Here is a 16,044-nt window from a genome sequence, read left to right on the forward strand (position 1 = left end):
GTTATTCCATGATGCGCGCTTCCAAGACTTGTTGCATCGAGAAGTTTTCCAGTCCGAGGTAGTAGGAGGCTGTGTCGATCAGGGCTTCCATCGGAACAAGACCGATTATCTCACTGCCGACAATCGTGACACCATAGCGGCGAGCTTCGATACGGACTAATTCGAAGACACGATAGAGTGCGGTACGGGTGTAGTCGGTCATATTGATGGATACCTGAGTTATGTTCCGCTCTTTCAACTCCACTCCCATCGCTTTGACATAGCGGAACCCGCCATTGATATGGCGGATATTCTTGGCTATCTTAGTAGCTATTTCAAGATTATCCGTACTCAAATTGATGTTATAAGCGACAAGCGGCATACGGGCTCCGATGGCTACGGTTCCCGCGGTGGGATGACGTTCGGCGGGACCGAAATCCGGTTGCCATTCGGGAAGTTTTATTTTCTCAGCCATTCCTTCAAATTCGCCTTTGCGAACGGCAGCCAGATTCTCCCGGTGCGGTGCAGTGGCAGACTTTTCATACAGGAAGACAGGAAGGTTGTATAACTCGGCTACACGGGCAGCAACTTCTTTCGACAGGGTGATTGCTTCTTCCATCGTAGTGTTTTTAATCGGAATGAAAGGGACAACGTCCACTGCTCCCATACGGGGGTGTTGCCCGCTATGATGATTCAGGTCTATCAGACGGACGGCAACGCCAACAGCTTCGACCACTGCGTCACGCAAAGCTTCAGGTTCGCCGACAAGAGTGACGACCAAACGGTTATGATCCTCATCGTTACTATAATCAAGTAGTTTTACGCCTGCTTTTCCACGGAAAGAAGCTACTATTTTATCAATTTTCTCCAAATCACGCCCTTCACTAAAATTGGGGACACATTCAATGATTTTGTTCCAGCTCATAATAAATATCTATCTTATGGTTACATCTCAAAGAATCGCATTTTGCGCGACAACTTTCTCTATTAATTCTTCATCTGCCAGATATGGCATGGTTATTTGATAGTCTCCGGCATGAGATTCGTTAAATGATTCACTAGTTTCTATCGCATGCGGATTGCGAGCCCAGGAACGGCGTGCTACTCCCCCCATTACATCCCAAAGCATGGCGGAACGGAGTATTTCATCTACTCGCTCACTGCCATCACATACCATACCAAAGCCACCGTTGATCGCTTTTCCAATACCGACTCCACCGCCATTGTGCAAAGCTACAAGGCTCATTCCACGGGCACAGTTGCCGGCAAAGCACTGCACAGCCATATCCGCCATCACATTGCTTCCATCTTTTATATTCGATGTTTCCCGGAAAGGAGAATCTGTTCCACTCACATCATGGTGATCCCGACCTAACATGATGGGACCTACTTCTCCACGGCGAACCATTTCATTGAAACGGAGTGCGATATTCATCCTTCCCACAGCATCCTGATAAAGGATACGTGCCTGAGTTCCTACTACCAGTTGGTTCTTTTCCGCATCTCGTATCCAATTATAATTATCTAAATCCTGTCCACGCCGATTGACATCGATACATTCCATGGCTGCATGGTCCGTTTTTATCAGATCTTCATGTTTCCCACTCAGGCAAACCCAACGAAAAGGACCGTAACCGTAATCAAAGAGTTGAGGTCCCATAATGTCTTCCACATAGCTCGGCCAAATGAAACCATCTTTCTCATCCACACCGTTGCGAGATATTTCTTTTACTCCGGCATCATAGATCGCTTTCATAAAGGAGTTTCCATAATCGAAGAAATAGGTTCCCCGAGCTACCAGCTTTTTAATAACTTCAAAATGACGATACAGGGATGCATCTACCAACTGCCGGAATTGTTCGGGAGACTCATGAAGAAGTTGCGTACGTTCTTCAAAAGTCAGTCCGACAGGACAATAACCGCCTTCGTATACGGCATGGCAAGAAGTTTGATCAGATAATAGTTCGATGAGGATATTTCTCTGTTCGGCATATTCGAGCAGATCGACTACATTTCCGTGATAGGCTATTGAACAGGGTTCGCAACGTTGCATCGCTTCGTTTGCCATCCGATAGGCTTCTGCCACGTCCTCCGTGATATGTGCCACCCATCCCTGACGATAGCGTGTTTCGATACGGGAACTATCTACTTCGGCAATAATGGAAGCTGCTCCGGCTATCTCTGCGGCTTTAGGTTGGGCTCCGCTCATTCCACCCAAACCGGAAGATACAAACAGATGTCCCCGCAAATCTTTATCTTGCGGTATGCCGAGTTTCAAGCGCCCAGCATTGAGTAATGTATTGAATGTACCATGAACAATTCCCTGAGGACCGATATACATCCAACCGCCAGCTGTCATCTGACCGTAATTGGCAACTCCCATTTGGGCAGCAATATGCCAGTCGTGCAGATTGTCGAATTGGCCTATCATCATGGAGTTGGTTATAATAACACGGGGGGCGTCAGGACGGGAATGAAAAAGTCCTAAGGGATGACCGGATTCAATCACCAGAGTTTGTTCTTGAGTCAGTTCTTCCAAATATTGTTTTATCAGGCGATATTGCATCCAGTTCTGGCAGACTTGTCCGGTTTCACCATATGTGACAAGTTCGTAAGGATATAGAGCTATATCAAAACTGAGATTATTATCAATCATCACCTGAAAGGCTTTACCTTCCAGGCAGCGGCCGCGATACTCATCTATCGGCTTTGCTTTCAAATCACCTTCAGGACGAAAGCGGTATCCATAAATCCGGCCTCGAGTACGCAGTTCCTCCATAAATTCAGCAGCTAATTGTTCATGCCATTCAGAGGGGATATAACGCAATGCGTTTTTCAATGCTGTAACTGTCTGAGCCGGGGTAAGTGTATAACCACGGTCGGGAGCTCTCCGGATACCTTCTACAAACCCCGGATAAGATGGGAGCGTGTTGCCAAGAGTTATTTTCATAATAAAACAGATTAAGGATTACAAACTGTAAGTAACACCGTCGTACAACTCTTCGCAAGATAGAAAAAAAGGAGATAAAAGGCAAGAAAAACAAAGATTTTATTATCAGAAAGTTATTATTCCTGTTTATCCTGCAATTCCAGCAAATATTTAAAAGTATGTTTCGCTTCCGGACTGGCATCTTTTAAATAGGCTTGTTTCAGTTCGGGATATTTTTTCAATAATCCAAGCATCTTGTTTTTGTCCAGAAATTCAACCTTTCCTGTCTCTGTATTCAATTCATAGCAGACGCGTTTTGTGACCAAACTTGAAGCTGCAATGGCATCACCGATATTTCCACCCAACTTAACATCATCTTCTTCTACGAAATTTCCACCGACAACGGAACCTAAAGGCATGGCACAGAAATAGATTTTCTTATCCAATTGAACAGCCGGAGCATACCAAGCTCCAAAACGCAGCTTTTTATATCGCAACTTACGACAATTCAAATATAAATTTCCTTTTTCATCACGCACGGCAAAACAGCGCTTTTTCAACCGTCTCCCCATAGACTCATCACTACCTGCCGTTATCCGATAATCGGCCCCGCCTGACAGCACTATCTGATTCCGGGAACGCTTTTCTACCCGCAACACAGCAACGGTATCGCCATCCTGAGCAAGCAACTCTTTTAAGTTGGAATAAATAATATTCTGCGCAATTAACGGAAAGCTAACCACGCTCATCAACAACAATAAGATACATCCTTTCTTCATAGACCACCCTTCTTTCCTGCCTAAACTCATTTTAGTGTGGAAAGTTATAAATTTTAGCGGATAAATGCAAGGAGAAATACAAAAAGATCGAAAAAAGGAACAGGATACCAACATTTACTTTCCTGCCCCCGTTACTCTTACTCTACATACATTATCAGAAGAGATATACGAATGATTATTGCTGAATCTATATTTCAATCGTCACCCGTTAATAAACGGTAAATTTGCTCCCGACTAAAACAAGCTCTTATCTTGACCGTTACGAATTATATTACCTTTGCGAAAAAGTATTGAATTTATCATGGAAAAACTGGAACAGATTATTGCTATATATCAACAAGTCATTCAAGAAGCAGAATTGGCATTACAAGATGCCCAGAAACGTATCTATTATATCAGTCTTTTGCGATTGATTTTATTCGTTGGTGCCATAGCTGGTGCCATCGTCTTTTGGTCTGGCGGATGGCTGTATATTTCTGCATTTGCTGCCCTACCTTTTATCTTATTTATTTGGCTGGTAAAACGCCACAATTTTTGGTTTCAACGGAAGGATTTTCTAAAGAAGAAAATAGTAATCAATGAACAGGAATTGAAAGCCATTCAATATGATTTCTCTGATTTTGATGCTGGTGAGGAGTATATTGATCCCGGACATCTCTATACATTCGATCTGGACATATTTGGAGAACGTTCTCTCTTCCAATATATTAATCGGACGTCAACGCCTGTCGGCAAACAGCATCTCGCCAACTGGTTCAATACCCATCTGGAAGCTAAGGAAGCTATCAAGCAACGTCAAGAAGCTATTCGCGAATTGTCAACAGAACTGGAATACCGACAGCAAATCCGTTTGCTTGGATTATTGTATAAAGGAAAGCCTGCTGATACTGCTGAAATCAAAGAATGGGCCGACAGTCCGAGTTATTACCGGAAACATACATTATTACGTATCATCCCGACAATAGTAAGTATCATCAATCTCATATGTATAAGCCTTGCTTTTGGGAACATTTTACCTGCCAGCGTTGCCGGTGGTGTATTTATAAGCTTTGTAATATTCAGTTCTATCTTTTCCAAAGGAATCACCAAACTGCAAACGACCTATGGTGAAAAGCTGCAAATTCTCTCCACATATGCCGATCAGATTCTTCTTACGGAGAAAAAAGAAATGCAAAGTCTTGTATTGAAACAATTAAAGACGAAACTTACCAATCAAAATCAAACTGCTTCTCAGGCAGTCCGGCAGCTTTCCAAATTAATGAATGCTCTTGACCAACGGAATAATCTGCTGATAAGCAGCATACTCAACGGTCTTATATTTTGGGAACTACGTCAAGTAATGAGAATTGAACAATGGAAAGAAATACATGCCGGCAATCTTCCACGCTGGATAGAGACAATTGGGGAAATAGATGCTTACTGTTCCCTAGCTACATTCGCATACAATCATCCCGGATATATTTATCCTGAGATTTCCTCACAGTCTTTCCATCTGCAAGCCAAAGCGCTCGGTCACCCTTTAATGGGGCGTAACAAATGCGTACGCAATGGAATAGATATCGACAAACGTCCTTTCTTCATTATTATCACCGGAGCAAATATGGCAGGTAAAAGTACTTACTTACGTACAGTAGGTGTGAATTATCTCTTAGCATGCATAGGCGCCCCCGTTTGGGCTGACCGAATGGAGATATATCCGGCACGCCTCGTCACCAGTCTCCGCACCAGTGATTCATTGACCGATAACGAATCTTATTTCTTTGCCGAACTGAAACGGTTAAAACTAATCATAGATAAACTGGAAGCAAGGGAAGAGCTTTTTATTATCCTTGACGAGATTCTGAAAGGGACGAACTCCATGGATAAGCAAAAAGGTTCTTTCGCTCTCATCAAGCAATTCATGAATATGAACGCTAATGGTATTATCGCTACTCATGATCTTTTGTTAGGGACTTTAATAGACTCCTTCCCGCAGAATATCCGGAACTATTGTTTCGAAGCAGATATAACAAATAACGAACTTACCTTTTCTTACCAAATGAGAGACGGAGTCGCCCAAAATATGAATGCCTGTTTCTTGATGAAAAAAATGGGGATAGCCGTTGTTGACGACTCCCCCCATCTTATGCATGAAAATTAAAGTTCTATTTTATATCGTATTCTGCTTACATCTTGATAGAAAAGCTACCACAGCGGAAGCTCCATCATTTGTAAAATATTGCACAGATGTTATCGGCTGATAATTATAAGGCACAAACTGGAACAATTGTACGGCTGCGAACTTCTTGTCTTCAGAAAGTATCACGTCCATACGTATATTACCACTTAACGCGCTTTTAATAGCTGTTCCGGCTGAAAATGAACCAGAATTGACTAGATTCGTCAAAGAGTCCATATGCTTCAAATCAAAGAATATGCAGTGTTCTTTAGTTACACTTCCAGTAGGTAAATACACAACTTCCTTGGATTTCCAGAAAAGACGGAAAATACCCATCAGGAACAATCCTGTTCCAAGTACCATTAAAGCCATACTAATTGTAGAAGACTTGTCTTCCAACTCAAAGGTAAAACCAAAGGCCAAAATACCGACCAATAACATTACAGAAGAGATTAAAACTCCGGAAACACTGGTACGTTTAGCGATATCGGGATGTGAAGATGCAAATATAGTAGCATCAATAGCTTGAGTAGTTGCCATAATATAAAGTTTAATTTATTAGTAAAAACATTACTGTCCCGTAAAAGTGGATAAATAGTTCTTTGAAATAATTGAAATATAGTCTATTAGATACTACTTTTTAGGCGCGACGATTTGAAATCATACCTTTGAGGTCAATTAAGGTGACCTCAAATGAACCAAGATAAATATGTTTTCGCTCAGTTAGTAGAATTCTTGAACAATGATAAGTTCAGAAGACTTGTAGACAAGTATGATGGCAATCGTTATGTGAAACATTTCACTTGCTGGAGTCAGTTACTTGCAATGATGTTCGGTCAACTCAGTAATCGTGAAAGTCTTCGTGACTTGATTGTAGCTTTGGAAGCACATCAAGGAAAGCGTTATCATTTGGGATTGGGTCGTGAGCCCATTGCCAAAACTACGCTTGCATCTGCCAATCAGAATCGGGATTACAGAATCTTCGAAGATTTTGCTTTCTATATGATGAAGGAAGCATGTGAAAAACGATCGACTCACATCTTGGATATTCCAGGAAGGAAGTATGCGTTTGATTCCACTACGATTCCTTTATGTTTGGCTACATTCCCTTGGGCGAAGTTCCGTAAGAAAAAAGGTGGAGTTAAGGCTCATGTCCTTTATGACATAGAAGCACAACTTCCAGCCTTTTATACAGTAACTACAGCATCCAGGCATGATTCAACAGAAATGTCCGCAATTAATTATGAGCCAAATGCTTATTATATATTTGACAGAGCGTATGACTCGTTTAAAGAACTTTATCGGATTCATCTTACAGGTTCTTTCTTTGTAGTCAGAGCGAAGTCTAATCTGAAATGCAAGTTCTGTAAATGGAAGCGTAGAATGCCGAAGAATATCCTTTCAGATGCGGAAGTGAAACTGATAGGGTACACTTCTGAAAAGAAGTATCCTGAATCATTCAGAGTCATCCGTTTCTATGATGAAGAGGATGATCGTGAATTCACATTCCTGACGAATGCCAAACACATATCTGCACTTGATGTTGCCAATCTTTATAAGAAAAGATGGTTCGTGGAACTTTTCTTCAAATGGCTGAAACAACACCTTAAGATAAAAAGGTTCTGGGGTACTACCGAGAATGCGGTTCGAATACAGATTAGTGTTGCTATCATCACCTATTGTTTAGTAGCTATTGTCCAATATGATATGCAACTGAATCGTTCAACTTATGAGGTCTTGCAGATTCTTAGCATCTCATTAACAGATAAAACGCCTTTACAAGAGCTGTTTAATAAGACTAATTTCAATGATGTCAAAGAACAATTTAATCCCCTTATTCCGGGATTATTTGATTAATTAATAACTCGTCCCGATTTTAACGGGACACTAGTGTAGTAAAAATATAAAGATAAGAAAGACAACCAGCATACATATACACTAGTAATCATAAAAGAAATAATACCAATAAATAAACGGCTAAATAATGATATGCCTTAAAGTAAATACATAGTATTCACTCGAAGGCTGGCAATAATAGGAAGTTGTAGTGTCATAGATCCGCCCCAAATGTTGTGAAAGGGAATTATCACGCTCAGCACAGCATTGCAGCAGATTCTTCAATGTAGTGAAGTACTCACCAAGTTGCACACGCTGGATACGTGTCACAGATATTTGATGACTTTGCAAATTTGTCAATTCGGCCACAGGCGAACAAGGAAACTCAGGAGTACTAATCTGCCCATGTTGTATTACTGAATATGTGATACCATTCTCTGCCTGTCCCACTGTTTTTTCAGTGAAAACATTGCCTGCGATCCCGTGAAGGGCAACTGTCAGCAACAGAAACAATATTACCTTTACAAATTTTGCCATATTCTTCTGCAAATATAACAGATTCTACTTATGAAAAGTTCATTCGGGATATCTTTTAATTTATCTTAGTATTAGCAAACAAGCTCCCAACAAAAAAGGCTAGCCCTTTCGGAATAGCCTTTTTTATATCTATAAGAATAATTATTAAATTATTCTGCTGATTCTGCTTTTGGTTCTTCAGCTTTCGGAGCTTCAGTTGCAGGTGCTTCAACAGCAGCAGGAGCAGCTTCGACATTCTTCTTAGAACGACGAGTACGAGTAGCTTTCTTAGCAACTTTTTCTTTTGCCATGTTTTCATTGTAGTCAACCAACTCAATGAAGCACATTTCAGCATTGTCACCCAAACGGTTACCAGTCTTGATGATACGAGTATAACCACCCGGACGATCAGCAATCTTAACAGAGATTTCCTTGAACAATTCTGTTACCGCAATCTTATCTTGCAAATTGCTAAATACAACACGACGAGAGTTCGTAGTGTCTTCTTTAGACTTGGTAATCAAAGGCTCAACAAACTTCTTCAAAGCTTTCGCCTTTGCAACAGTCGTAGTGATTCTTTTGTGCTTGATCAAAGAGCAAGCCATGTTAGATAACATAGCACTTCTATGAGAAGCAGTACGACCTAAATGATTGAATTTTTTATTATGTCTCATTTTTTATTCTTTATCCAATTTATATTTAGAAATATCGGTTCCAAACGACAGATTCAGACTTTCCAGCAAATCATCAAGCTCGGTAAGCGATTTCTTTCCGAAATTTCTGAATTTCAACAAGTCAGTTTTGTTGAACTGTACCAAGTCTCCGAGAGTTTCTACGTCAGCAGCCTTCAAACAATTAAGGGCACGAACTGACAAGTCCATATCAACAAGCTTAGTCTTCAACAACTGACGCATATGCAATACTTCCTCATCAAACTCTTCATTGCCGTCAGTATCATTACTTTCAAGCGTGATCTTCTCATCAGAGAACAACATGAAGTGATAAATCAGAATTTTTGCAGCTTCCTTCAGTGCTTCTTTCGGATGTATAGAACCGTCGGTACTAATTTCAAGCACTAGCTTTTCGTAGTCAGTCTTCTGTTCTACACGGAAGTTTTCTACAGCATACTTGACATTACGTATCGGTGTATAAATAGAGTCGATTGGAATTACATTAACGTCCGTGCAATACTCGCGATTTTCATCAGCAGGTACATAACCACGACCCTTGTTAATAGTAATATCAATCTGCATAGTTGACTTAGAATCTAAATGACAAATAACTAATTCCGGATTTAACACTTCAAATCCAGTCAAATACTTACCTATGTCACCTGCTTTAAATTCACTGGAATTCTCGACAGTGATGCTCACTTTTTCGCTCTCGAACTCTTCAACTACTTGCTTGAATCTCACTTGTTTCAGATTCAAGATAATGTTGGTAACATCCTCTTTTACTCCAGGTACACTAGAAAATTCATGCTCCACCCCATCGATCCTGATAGTAGTGATAGCAAAACCCTCTAATGAAGAAAGAAGGATACGGCGTAATGCATTACCCACAGTAATACCAAAACCCGGTTCCAACGGACGGAATTCGAATTTACCGAATCTGGAGTCCGCCTCCAACATTAATACTTTATCAGGTTTTTGAAATGCTAATATCGCCATGAAATTAATTATTATTTAGAATACAATTCAACGATCAAATGTTCTTTAATGTTCTCAGGAATGTCTGCTCTTTCAGGTATATGCAACATTTTACCAACCTTTGAAGCTTCGTCCCATTCCAACCAAGCATACTTGCTGTGATTGAAACCAGCGAGAGAATTAGCAATTACTTCCAAAGATTTAGATCTTTCACGAACACCAATCAATTGTCCCGGTTTTACTGCATATGAAGGAATGTTTACCACTTCACCATCTACAGTAATGTGCTTGTGACTAACCAACTGACGAGCAGCAGCACGCGTAGGAGCAATACCCAAACGGAATACTACGTTGTCAAGACGGCCTTCCAGCAATTGAAGAAGCACCTCACCGGTAATACCTTTAGCAGTAGCTGCTTTTTCAAACAAATTGCGGAATTGTTTCTCTAAAACTCCATAGGTGTATTTAGCTTTCTGCTTTTCACGAAGTTGCACACCATATTCAGAAGTTTTTCTTTTTCTTGAATTACCGTGTTGTCCGGGAGGGTAATTTTTCTTTGACAAAACTTTATCAGCTCCAAAGATTCCTTCACCGAATTTACGGGCGATTCTTGATTTTGGTCCAGTATATCTAGCCATTTCTTTTAAATATTTAATTGTTTATTCATGAACTCAATTTGTTGCAGCCGCGATTACAGAGAGAAATTAATGTAATCCAAAAACAAAATCAAGATCATTGTAAGTTAAAGGTAAATTAAACTCTACGTCTTTTCGGAGGACGACAACCATTATGTGGAAGCGGAGTTACGTCAATGATTTCAGTAACTTCGATGCCAGCACCGTGGATAGTTCTAATAGCAGACTCACGTCCGTTACCTGGACCTTTCACATATGCTTTTACCTTTCTCAGGCCAAGATCAAATGCAATTTTAGCACAATCCTGGGCAGCCATCTGAGCTGCATAAGGAGTATTCTTTTTAGAACCTCTAAATCCCATTTTACCAGCAGATGACCAAGAGATAATCTGCCCTTCACTATTTGCAAGAGAAACAATAATATTGTTGAAAGATGAATGAACATGCAACTGTCCATTAGCGTCTACTTTCACATTTCTCTTTTTAGCTGCAACTGTTTTTTTTGCCATATCAACAATTATTATTTAGTAGCTTTTTTCTTATTAGCAACGGTTTTCTTTCTACCCTTACGAGTACGTGCATTGTTCTTAGTGCTCTGCCCCCTTACAGGCAGACCAATACGGTGACGTACACCACGATAGCAACCAATATCCATTAATCGCTTAATGTTCAATTGGATTTCAGAACGAAGATCACCTTCTACTTTATACTCTGCACCGATAATCTCACGAATCTTAGCAGCTTGTTCATCTGTCCAGTCTTTCACCTTCAGATCTTTATCTACACCAGCTTTATCTAAAATTTTTGCTGAACTACTGCGACCTATTCCATATACATAGGTCAACGCAATTTCACCTCTTTTGTTCTGAGGTAAATCTACACCAACTATTCTTATAGCCATATACTAAATTATTTTTTTTGCAAAAATAACAAATTATCCTTGACGTTGTTTATACTTAGGATTTTTCTTGTTAATAACATACAAACGGCCATTACGTCTAACGATCTTACATTCTGGCGTGCGTTTCTTTAATGATGCTCTTACTTTCATATCTTAATTTATTTATATCTAAACACAATTCTTCCTTTCGATAAGTCGTAAGGAGACATTTCGACTCTCACTTTATCTCCCGGCAGGATCTTGATGTAATGCATCCGCATCTTGCCCGAAATATGTGCAGTAATCTCATGTCCGTTTTCTAATTCAACACGAAACATTGCATTTGACAATGCTTCAACTATAACTCCATCTTGTTCTATTGCAGATTGCTTTGCCATATTATATTGCTTTATCTCCTAAAACTTCTTCTATGAATTTGAATGATGACAAAATATCAGCTTCACCAACTCCTACAGCTACCGTATGTTCAAAGTGTGCAGCACACTTACGGTCTCTGGTCCTCACAGTCCATCCGTCACGTTCCATAATCACTTGCCGATCTCCCAGTGTTATCATCGGTTCTATCGCTATGCAAAGACCTCTTTTCATCAAAGGCCCATATCCTCTTTTACCATAATTGGGTACCTGAGGATCTTCATGCATTTCATGACCAATGCCATGACCTACAAACTCACGCACAACACCATAAGAATGAGACTCACAATATTGCTGGATAGCATATCCGACATCTCCGATTCTTTTGCCTTGCACTGCATTCTGAATACCAATATATAACGCTTCTTTAGTTACCTTCAACAAATTACGAACCTCTTCGTCCACCTCTCCTACACAAAAAGTATAAGCAGAATCACCACAGAAACCATTCATATATGTTCCACAATCCACAGATACGATATCACCTTCTTTCAGAACAATATCGTTTGGGATTCCATGCACTACCTGTTCATTCACAGAAGTACAGAGGGAGGCAGGAAACGGTTCTCCGTATTGATTTGGAAATCCTTTGAAAGTTGGAATTGCTCCGTGATCTCTAATGAACTCTTCTGCAACTTTATCCAACTCACGTGTAGTAACACCAGGCTTCACCAGTTTGGCAACCTCAGCCAAAGTCTTTCCGACAAGCAGGTTGCTCTGACGGAGCAATTCTATTTCATCTTCTGTTTTAAGAAATATCATTTCTAATCTAAAGAATTAATATGCCGCTACACCAGCGCGTCCTTTAATACGACCTGACTTCAACAGACCATCATAGTGTCTCATCAACAAATGACTTTCAACCTGTTGCAGTGTATCAAGAACTACACCTACAAGAATTAACAGAGACGTACCACCGAAGAATTGAGCGAAACCGGCTTGTACCCCAAATATACCAGCAAAAGCAGGCATGATAGCAACCAAAGCCAAGAAGAAAGAGCCCGGTAAAGTAATACGAGACATAATATCATCAATATACTCTGCTGTTTTCTTTCCCGGTTTGATACCAGGGATGAAACCATTATTTCTCTTCATATCCTCAGCCATCTGAGTCGGATTAATTGTAATTGCAGTATAGAAATACGTAAATAATATAATCATTACCGCAAAAACAAAATTATACCAGAAACTTGTATGATCTGTAAACGCATGCAAGAAACCGCCTGCATTATTTACATTTGAAAAACCGATAAATGTAATAGGTATAAACATGATTGCCTGAGCAAAGATGATAGGCATTACACCAGCTGCATTCACTTTTAAAGGAATATACTGTCTTGCACCCCCATATTGCTTGTTACCTACAATTCTCTTAGCATACTGTACAGGAATTTTCCTTGTACCCTGCACCAATAGAATAGCAGCACCAATCACTAACAATAAGAATACGATTTCAATTATAAACATAATCAGACCACCACTCTTGTTTGCTACTCTTGATACAACTTCCTGCAACAGAGCATCAGGGAAACGAGCGATAATACCAATTAAGATGATAAAAGAAATACCATTACCAATACCTTTATCAGTAATTCTTTCACCAAGCCACAAAATAAACATACTACCTGCTGCCAAAATAATGGTAGAGGTAACCATAAACAGAGTCCAATCTAATGAAGCATTTAAGGAAGGGCCAGCCTGCATTTTAAGATTGAGCAAATAAGAAGGGGCCTGAACTAACAATATAGCGATCGTCAAGTAACGAGTATATTGATTCATTTTTCTTCTGCCGCTCTCACCTTCGCGTTGCAGTTTCTGGAAATACGGCACTGCGATTCCCAACAACTGAATGACGATAGATGCAGAGATATAAGGCATGATTCCTAATGCAAAAATAGAGGCATTAGAAAATGCTCCTCCAGAGAACATATTTAACAAGGCTAAAAGGCCTTCACTTGTTTGTTCGTGCAACTTTGCCAACATCGCCGGATTGATACCCGGTAATACGACATATGATCCGAAACGGTAAATTGCCACAAACAATATGGTGATGAGGATCCGTTGTCTCAGATCCTCAATCTTCCATATATTCTTTAATGTTTCAATAGCTTTTCTCATTGAATCAGAGTTTTACTACAGTTCCACCAGCAGCCTCAATAGCAGCAGTTGCAGTCTTTGAGAATGCATGAGCTTCTACTTCCAGCTTGTTAGTCAGAGTTCCGTTACCCAATACTTTTACCAACTGATTTGAAGAAATAAATCCTGCTTCGATAAAGTCGTTAACACCAACTTTTGCCAAGCTCTTAGCTTCAGCAAGTTTTTGGATAGTATCCAAGTTGATCGCTTTATATTCTACACGATTGATATTCTTAAAACCAAATTTAGGAACTCGACGTTGAAGAGGCATCTGACCACCTTCAAAACCGATTTTCTTTGAGTATCCAGATCTTGATTTAGCTCCTTTATGACCTCTTGTAGAAGTACCGCCTAAGCCAGAACCAGCACCACGTCCAATTCTTTTTCTTGTCTTAGTAGATCCCTCTGCAGGTTTTAAATTACTTAAGTTCATATTGTAATTTCGTTTTATTATTCAACAAATAATTACTTAACAATGGCAACCAAGTGTTTTACTTTATCTACCATTCCAAGAATTGAAGGAGTGCTTTCGTGTTCAACCACGCGGTTCAGTTTACGAAGTCCCAGTGCATCAAGAGTTCTTTTCTGATCAGCCGGAGCACCAATTCTACTTTTAACTTGTTTAATCTTTATAGTTGACATATCTCCTCCTTATCCTCTAAATACTTTTTCTACACTAATACCTCTGTTCTGAGCAATCATTCTTGCATCACGCATTTCACTCAAAGCTTCAATTGTAGCTTTAACAAGGTTATGCGGATTTGAAGAACCCTTTGATTTAGCCAAAACGTCAGTTACACCAACACTTTCCAATACAGCACGCATAGCACCACCAGCTACAACGCCAGTTCCGTGAGATGCGGGTTTGATAAATACTTCAGCACCACCAAATTTTGCTGATTGTTCATGAGGAACAGTACCTTTCAAAATAGGCACTTTCACCAAGTTCTTTTTAGCTGACTCAACACCTTTAGCGATAGCAGCTGTTACTTCACCTGCTTTACCAAGTCCCCAACCAATGATACCTTCTTCGTTACCTACAACAACGATTGCTGAGAAACTAAAAGTTCTACCACCTTTGGTAACTTTAGTAACACGATTAATAGCAACTAATCTATCTTTCAGTTCTATATCGTTAGTAATCTTAACTCTATTATTAACTCCTGCCATAATGATTAAAATTTAAGTCCACCGTTACGAGCAGCATCAGCCACTTCTTTTACTCTCCCATGATACAAGTAACCATTACGGTCGAAAACTACAGTAGTTATACCTGCTTCCTGAGCCTTTTTAGCAATCATTTCACCAACTTTAGCAGCTTGTTCTTTTTTAGCAACTTTTTCAGTCATTCCTAAAGAAGAAGCAGCGGCTAGTGTCTTACCAGAAAGATCATCGATAATCTGGACATAAATTTGCTTGTTACTTCTAAATACACTCATACGCGGACATTCAGTAGTACCTGAAATCTTATTGCGTACTCTATATTTGATCTTAACTCGTCTTTCTATTTTTGTTGTCATAATAATCTAATTTTATATGATTTACTTAGCGCCGGCTGATTTACCAGACTTTCTACGAATTACTTCGCCAACAAACTTAATACCTTTACCCTTATATGGTTCAGGTTTACGGAAAGAACGTATTTTAGAGCAAACTTGACCAAGCAACTGTTTGTCACACGATTCCAATATGATAAGAGGATTCTTATTTCTTTCAGACTTAGTTTCAACTTTTACCTCAGCAGGCAATTGGATGAAAATATTGTGTGTATAACCTAAAGCCAGTTCAATGATGTTACCTTGGTTAGAAGCACGATAACCTACACCGACAAGTTCCAACTCTTTTTTGTATCCTTCAGATACGCCCACAACCATGTTATGAACCAATGAACGATACAAACCGTGGAAAGCATGTTTCTGCTTCGGGTTATCAAGCATTTCTTTATCGTTTTCTGTTAAAGTTACGTGTCCGTCTTCAATAGTAACATTGATAGCAGGATTCACATATTGGCTCATTTCGCCTTTGGGTCCCTTTACGGTAACCACATCATCCTTCAGAGTGACTGTCACTCCAGCAGGGATACTAATGGGTAATTTTCCTATTCTTGACATTC

Annotated in this window: 21 protein-coding genes; 2 read left to right on the top strand and 19 right to left on the bottom strand. The window is 39.9% G+C overall.

Annotation, left to right across the window (positions count from 1 at the left end):
* Nucleotide 1: 1 nt before the first annotated feature.
* The 3 genes from ftcD to ACGHVY_RS21570 all read right to left on the bottom strand — a co-directional run bounded on the left by ftcD (nucleotide 2) and on the right by ACGHVY_RS21570 (nucleotide 3,687).
* Entirely contained in the window at nucleotides 2-904 is a 903-nt protein-coding gene (gene ftcD / locus ACGHVY_RS21560) for a glutamate formimidoyltransferase (protein WP_308745651.1), read from the bottom strand.
* A 27-nt stretch (nucleotides 905-931) separates the two neighbouring features.
* Nucleotides 932-2,929: a urocanate hydratase gene (locus ACGHVY_RS21565; RefSeq protein WP_390601492.1), complete on the bottom strand. Its 1,998-nt coding sequence runs from the start codon at nucleotides 2,927-2,929 to the stop codon at nucleotides 932-934.
* A 116-nt stretch (nucleotides 2,930-3,045) separates the two neighbouring features.
* The gene (locus ACGHVY_RS21570; protein ID WP_308745649.1) at nucleotides 3,046-3,687 is read right to left on the bottom strand and encodes a DUF6563 family protein; all 642 of its coding nucleotides are present in this window, start codon (nucleotides 3,685-3,687) and stop codon (nucleotides 3,046-3,048) included.
* 301 nt (nucleotides 3,688-3,988) lie between these two features.
* Between ACGHVY_RS21570 and ACGHVY_RS21575 the strand changes: the two genes are divergently transcribed.
* A complete protein-coding gene (locus tag ACGHVY_RS21575) occupies nucleotides 3,989-5,827 on the top strand; it encodes a MutS-related protein (RefSeq protein ID WP_390601494.1) in 1,839 nt (612 codons plus the stop codon).
* Nucleotides 5,828-5,836: 9 nt separating this feature from the next.
* Here the strand turns inward: ACGHVY_RS21575 and ACGHVY_RS21580 are convergent, their stop codons facing one another.
* A complete protein-coding gene (locus ACGHVY_RS21580; RefSeq protein WP_390601497.1) occupies nucleotides 5,837-6,385 on the bottom strand; it encodes a hypothetical protein in 549 nt (182 codons plus the stop codon).
* Nucleotides 6,386-6,538: 153 nt separating this feature from the next.
* Here ACGHVY_RS21580 and ACGHVY_RS21585 point away from each other — a divergent pair, with 153 nt between their 5' ends.
* Nucleotides 6,539-7,702: an IS4 family transposase gene (locus ACGHVY_RS21585; protein ID WP_002561845.1), complete on the top strand. Its 1,164-nt coding sequence runs from the start codon at nucleotides 6,539-6,541 to the stop codon at nucleotides 7,700-7,702.
* Nucleotides 7,703-7,822: 120 nt separating this feature from the next.
* Here ACGHVY_RS21585 and ACGHVY_RS21590 read toward each other — a convergent pair whose 3' ends face one another.
* From ACGHVY_RS21590 to rplF, 15 genes are all read right to left on the bottom strand, one after another.
* Complete coding sequence (locus tag ACGHVY_RS21590) at nucleotides 7,823-8,218, bottom strand: hypothetical protein (RefSeq protein ID WP_390601499.1); 396 nt, start codon at nucleotides 8,216-8,218, stop codon at nucleotides 7,823-7,825.
* A 149-nt stretch (nucleotides 8,219-8,367) separates the two neighbouring features.
* Nucleotides 8,368-8,871, bottom strand: a complete 504-nt coding sequence (rplQ, locus tag ACGHVY_RS21595; RefSeq protein WP_390601502.1) for a 50S ribosomal protein L17 — start codon at nucleotides 8,869-8,871, stop codon at nucleotides 8,368-8,370.
* A gap of 3 nt (nucleotides 8,872-8,874) precedes the next feature.
* Nucleotides 8,875-9,867 carry a DNA-directed RNA polymerase subunit alpha gene (locus ACGHVY_RS21600; protein ID WP_004296325.1) on the bottom strand — a complete coding sequence of 331 codons (993 nt, stop codon included), beginning with the start codon at nucleotides 9,865-9,867 and terminating at the stop codon, nucleotides 8,875-8,877.
* A gap of 11 nt (nucleotides 9,868-9,878) precedes the next feature.
* Nucleotides 9,879-10,484, bottom strand: coding sequence for a 30S ribosomal protein S4 (gene rpsD / locus ACGHVY_RS21605; protein WP_007747964.1), 606 nt, complete (start codon nucleotides 10,482-10,484; stop codon nucleotides 9,879-9,881).
* Nucleotides 10,485-10,599: 115 nt separating this feature from the next.
* Nucleotides 10,600-10,989 carry a 30S ribosomal protein S11 gene (gene rpsK / locus ACGHVY_RS21610; protein ID WP_004296327.1) on the bottom strand — a complete coding sequence of 130 codons (390 nt, stop codon included), beginning with the start codon at nucleotides 10,987-10,989 and terminating at the stop codon, nucleotides 10,600-10,602.
* 11 nt (nucleotides 10,990-11,000) lie between these two features.
* Nucleotides 11,001-11,381, bottom strand: a complete 381-nt coding sequence (rpsM, locus tag ACGHVY_RS21615; RefSeq protein WP_390601506.1) for a 30S ribosomal protein S13 — start codon at nucleotides 11,379-11,381, stop codon at nucleotides 11,001-11,003.
* A gap of 33 nt (nucleotides 11,382-11,414) precedes the next feature.
* Nucleotides 11,415-11,531, bottom strand: coding sequence for a type B 50S ribosomal protein L36 (ykgO, locus tag ACGHVY_RS21620; protein ID WP_002558051.1), 117 nt, complete (start codon nucleotides 11,529-11,531; stop codon nucleotides 11,415-11,417).
* An 8-nt stretch (nucleotides 11,532-11,539) separates the two neighbouring features.
* Nucleotides 11,540-11,758 (bottom strand): translation initiation factor IF-1, encoded by a 219-nt coding sequence (gene infA, locus ACGHVY_RS21625; RefSeq protein ID WP_002558052.1) that lies wholly within the window; start codon nucleotides 11,756-11,758, stop codon nucleotides 11,540-11,542.
* A gap of 1 nt (nucleotide 11,759) precedes the next feature.
* Nucleotides 11,760-12,557 (bottom strand): type I methionyl aminopeptidase, encoded by a 798-nt coding sequence (map, locus tag ACGHVY_RS21630; protein ID WP_390601508.1) that lies wholly within the window; start codon nucleotides 12,555-12,557, stop codon nucleotides 11,760-11,762.
* Between the two features lie 15 nt (nucleotides 12,558-12,572).
* Entirely contained in the window at nucleotides 12,573-13,913 is a 1,341-nt protein-coding gene (gene secY, locus ACGHVY_RS21635) for a preprotein translocase subunit SecY (protein ID WP_167959812.1), read from the bottom strand.
* A gap of 4 nt (nucleotides 13,914-13,917) precedes the next feature.
* On the bottom strand, nucleotides 13,918-14,364 hold the full coding sequence (gene rplO / locus ACGHVY_RS21640; protein ID WP_008023042.1) for a 50S ribosomal protein L15: 447 nt from the start codon (nucleotides 14,362-14,364) through the stop codon (nucleotides 13,918-13,920).
* Between the two features lie 32 nt (nucleotides 14,365-14,396).
* Complete coding sequence (gene rpmD, locus ACGHVY_RS21645; RefSeq protein ID WP_004296332.1) at nucleotides 14,397-14,573, bottom strand: 50S ribosomal protein L30; 177 nt, start codon at nucleotides 14,571-14,573, stop codon at nucleotides 14,397-14,399.
* Nucleotides 14,574-14,582: 9 nt separating this feature from the next.
* On the bottom strand, nucleotides 14,583-15,101 hold the full coding sequence (rpsE, locus tag ACGHVY_RS21650; RefSeq protein ID WP_390601511.1) for a 30S ribosomal protein S5: 519 nt from the start codon (nucleotides 15,099-15,101) through the stop codon (nucleotides 14,583-14,585).
* A 5-nt stretch (nucleotides 15,102-15,106) separates the two neighbouring features.
* Nucleotides 15,107-15,451, bottom strand: a complete 345-nt coding sequence (gene rplR, locus ACGHVY_RS21655) for a 50S ribosomal protein L18 (RefSeq protein WP_024988108.1) — start codon at nucleotides 15,449-15,451, stop codon at nucleotides 15,107-15,109.
* A 21-nt stretch (nucleotides 15,452-15,472) separates the two neighbouring features.
* Nucleotides 15,473-16,042 (bottom strand): 50S ribosomal protein L6, encoded by a 570-nt coding sequence (rplF, locus tag ACGHVY_RS21660; RefSeq protein WP_390601513.1) that lies wholly within the window; start codon nucleotides 16,040-16,042, stop codon nucleotides 15,473-15,475.
* Between the last annotated feature and the right edge of the window lie 2 nt (nucleotides 16,043-16,044).

This window comes from Bacteroides sp. f07 (assembly GCF_042854785.1).
Taxonomy (GTDB): Bacteria; Bacteroidota; Bacteroidia; order Bacteroidales; family Bacteroidaceae; genus Bacteroides.

Excerpts from the sequence above, each read along its gene's own strand:
- ftcD (WP_308745651.1), bottom strand. The coding sequence starts at position 904 with ATGAGCTGGAACAAAATCATTGAATGTGTCCCCAATTTTAGTGAAGGG.
- ACGHVY_RS21565 (WP_390601492.1), bottom strand. The coding sequence starts at position 2,929 with ATGAAAATAACTCTTGGCAACACGCTCCCATCTTATCCGGGGTTTGTA.
- ACGHVY_RS21570 (WP_308745649.1), bottom strand. The coding sequence starts at position 3,687 with ATGAAGAAAGGATGTATCTTATTGTTGTTGATGAGCGTGGTTAGCTTT.
- ACGHVY_RS21575 (WP_390601494.1), top strand. The coding sequence starts at position 3,989 with ATGGAAAAACTGGAACAGATTATTGCTATATATCAACAAGTCATTCAA.
- ACGHVY_RS21580 (WP_390601497.1), bottom strand. The coding sequence starts at position 6,385 with ATGGCAACTACTCAAGCTATTGATGCTACTATATTTGCATCTTCACAT.
- ACGHVY_RS21585 (WP_002561845.1), top strand. The coding sequence starts at position 6,539 with ATGAACCAAGATAAATATGTTTTCGCTCAGTTAGTAGAATTCTTGAAC.
- ACGHVY_RS21590 (WP_390601499.1), bottom strand. The coding sequence starts at position 8,218 with ATGGCAAAATTTGTAAAGGTAATATTGTTTCTGTTGCTGACAGTTGCC.
- rplQ (WP_390601502.1), bottom strand. The coding sequence starts at position 8,871 with ATGAGACATAATAAAAAATTCAATCATTTAGGTCGTACTGCTTCTCAT.
- ACGHVY_RS21600 (WP_004296325.1), bottom strand. The coding sequence starts at position 9,867 with ATGGCGATATTAGCATTTCAAAAACCTGATAAAGTATTAATGTTGGAG.
- rpsD (WP_007747964.1), bottom strand. The coding sequence starts at position 10,484 with ATGGCTAGATATACTGGACCAAAATCAAGAATCGCCCGTAAATTCGGT.
- rpsK (WP_004296327.1), bottom strand. The coding sequence starts at position 10,989 with ATGGCAAAAAAAACAGTTGCAGCTAAAAAGAGAAATGTGAAAGTAGAC.
- rpsM (WP_390601506.1), bottom strand. The coding sequence starts at position 11,381 with ATGGCTATAAGAATAGTTGGTGTAGATTTACCTCAGAACAAAAGAGGT.
- ykgO (WP_002558051.1), bottom strand. The coding sequence starts at position 11,531 with ATGAAAGTAAGAGCATCATTAAAGAAACGCACGCCAGAATGTAAGATC.
- infA (WP_002558052.1), bottom strand. The coding sequence starts at position 11,758 with ATGGCAAAGCAATCTGCAATAGAACAAGATGGAGTTATAGTTGAAGCA.
- map (WP_390601508.1), bottom strand. The coding sequence starts at position 12,557 with ATGATATTTCTTAAAACAGAAGATGAAATAGAATTGCTCCGTCAGAGC.
- secY (WP_167959812.1), bottom strand. The coding sequence starts at position 13,913 with ATGAGAAAAGCTATTGAAACATTAAAGAATATATGGAAGATTGAGGAT.
- rplO (WP_008023042.1), bottom strand. The coding sequence starts at position 14,364 with ATGAACTTAAGTAATTTAAAACCTGCAGAGGGATCTACTAAGACAAGA.
- rpmD (WP_004296332.1), bottom strand. The coding sequence starts at position 14,573 with ATGTCAACTATAAAGATTAAACAAGTTAAAAGTAGAATTGGTGCTCCG.
- rpsE (WP_390601511.1), bottom strand. The coding sequence starts at position 15,101 with ATGGCAGGAGTTAATAATAGAGTTAAGATTACTAACGATATAGAACTG.
- rplR (WP_024988108.1), bottom strand. The coding sequence starts at position 15,451 with ATGACAACAAAAATAGAAAGACGAGTTAAGATCAAATATAGAGTACGC.
- rplF (WP_390601513.1), bottom strand. The coding sequence starts at position 16,042 with ATGTCAAGAATAGGAAAATTACCCATTAGTATCCCTGCTGGAGTGACA.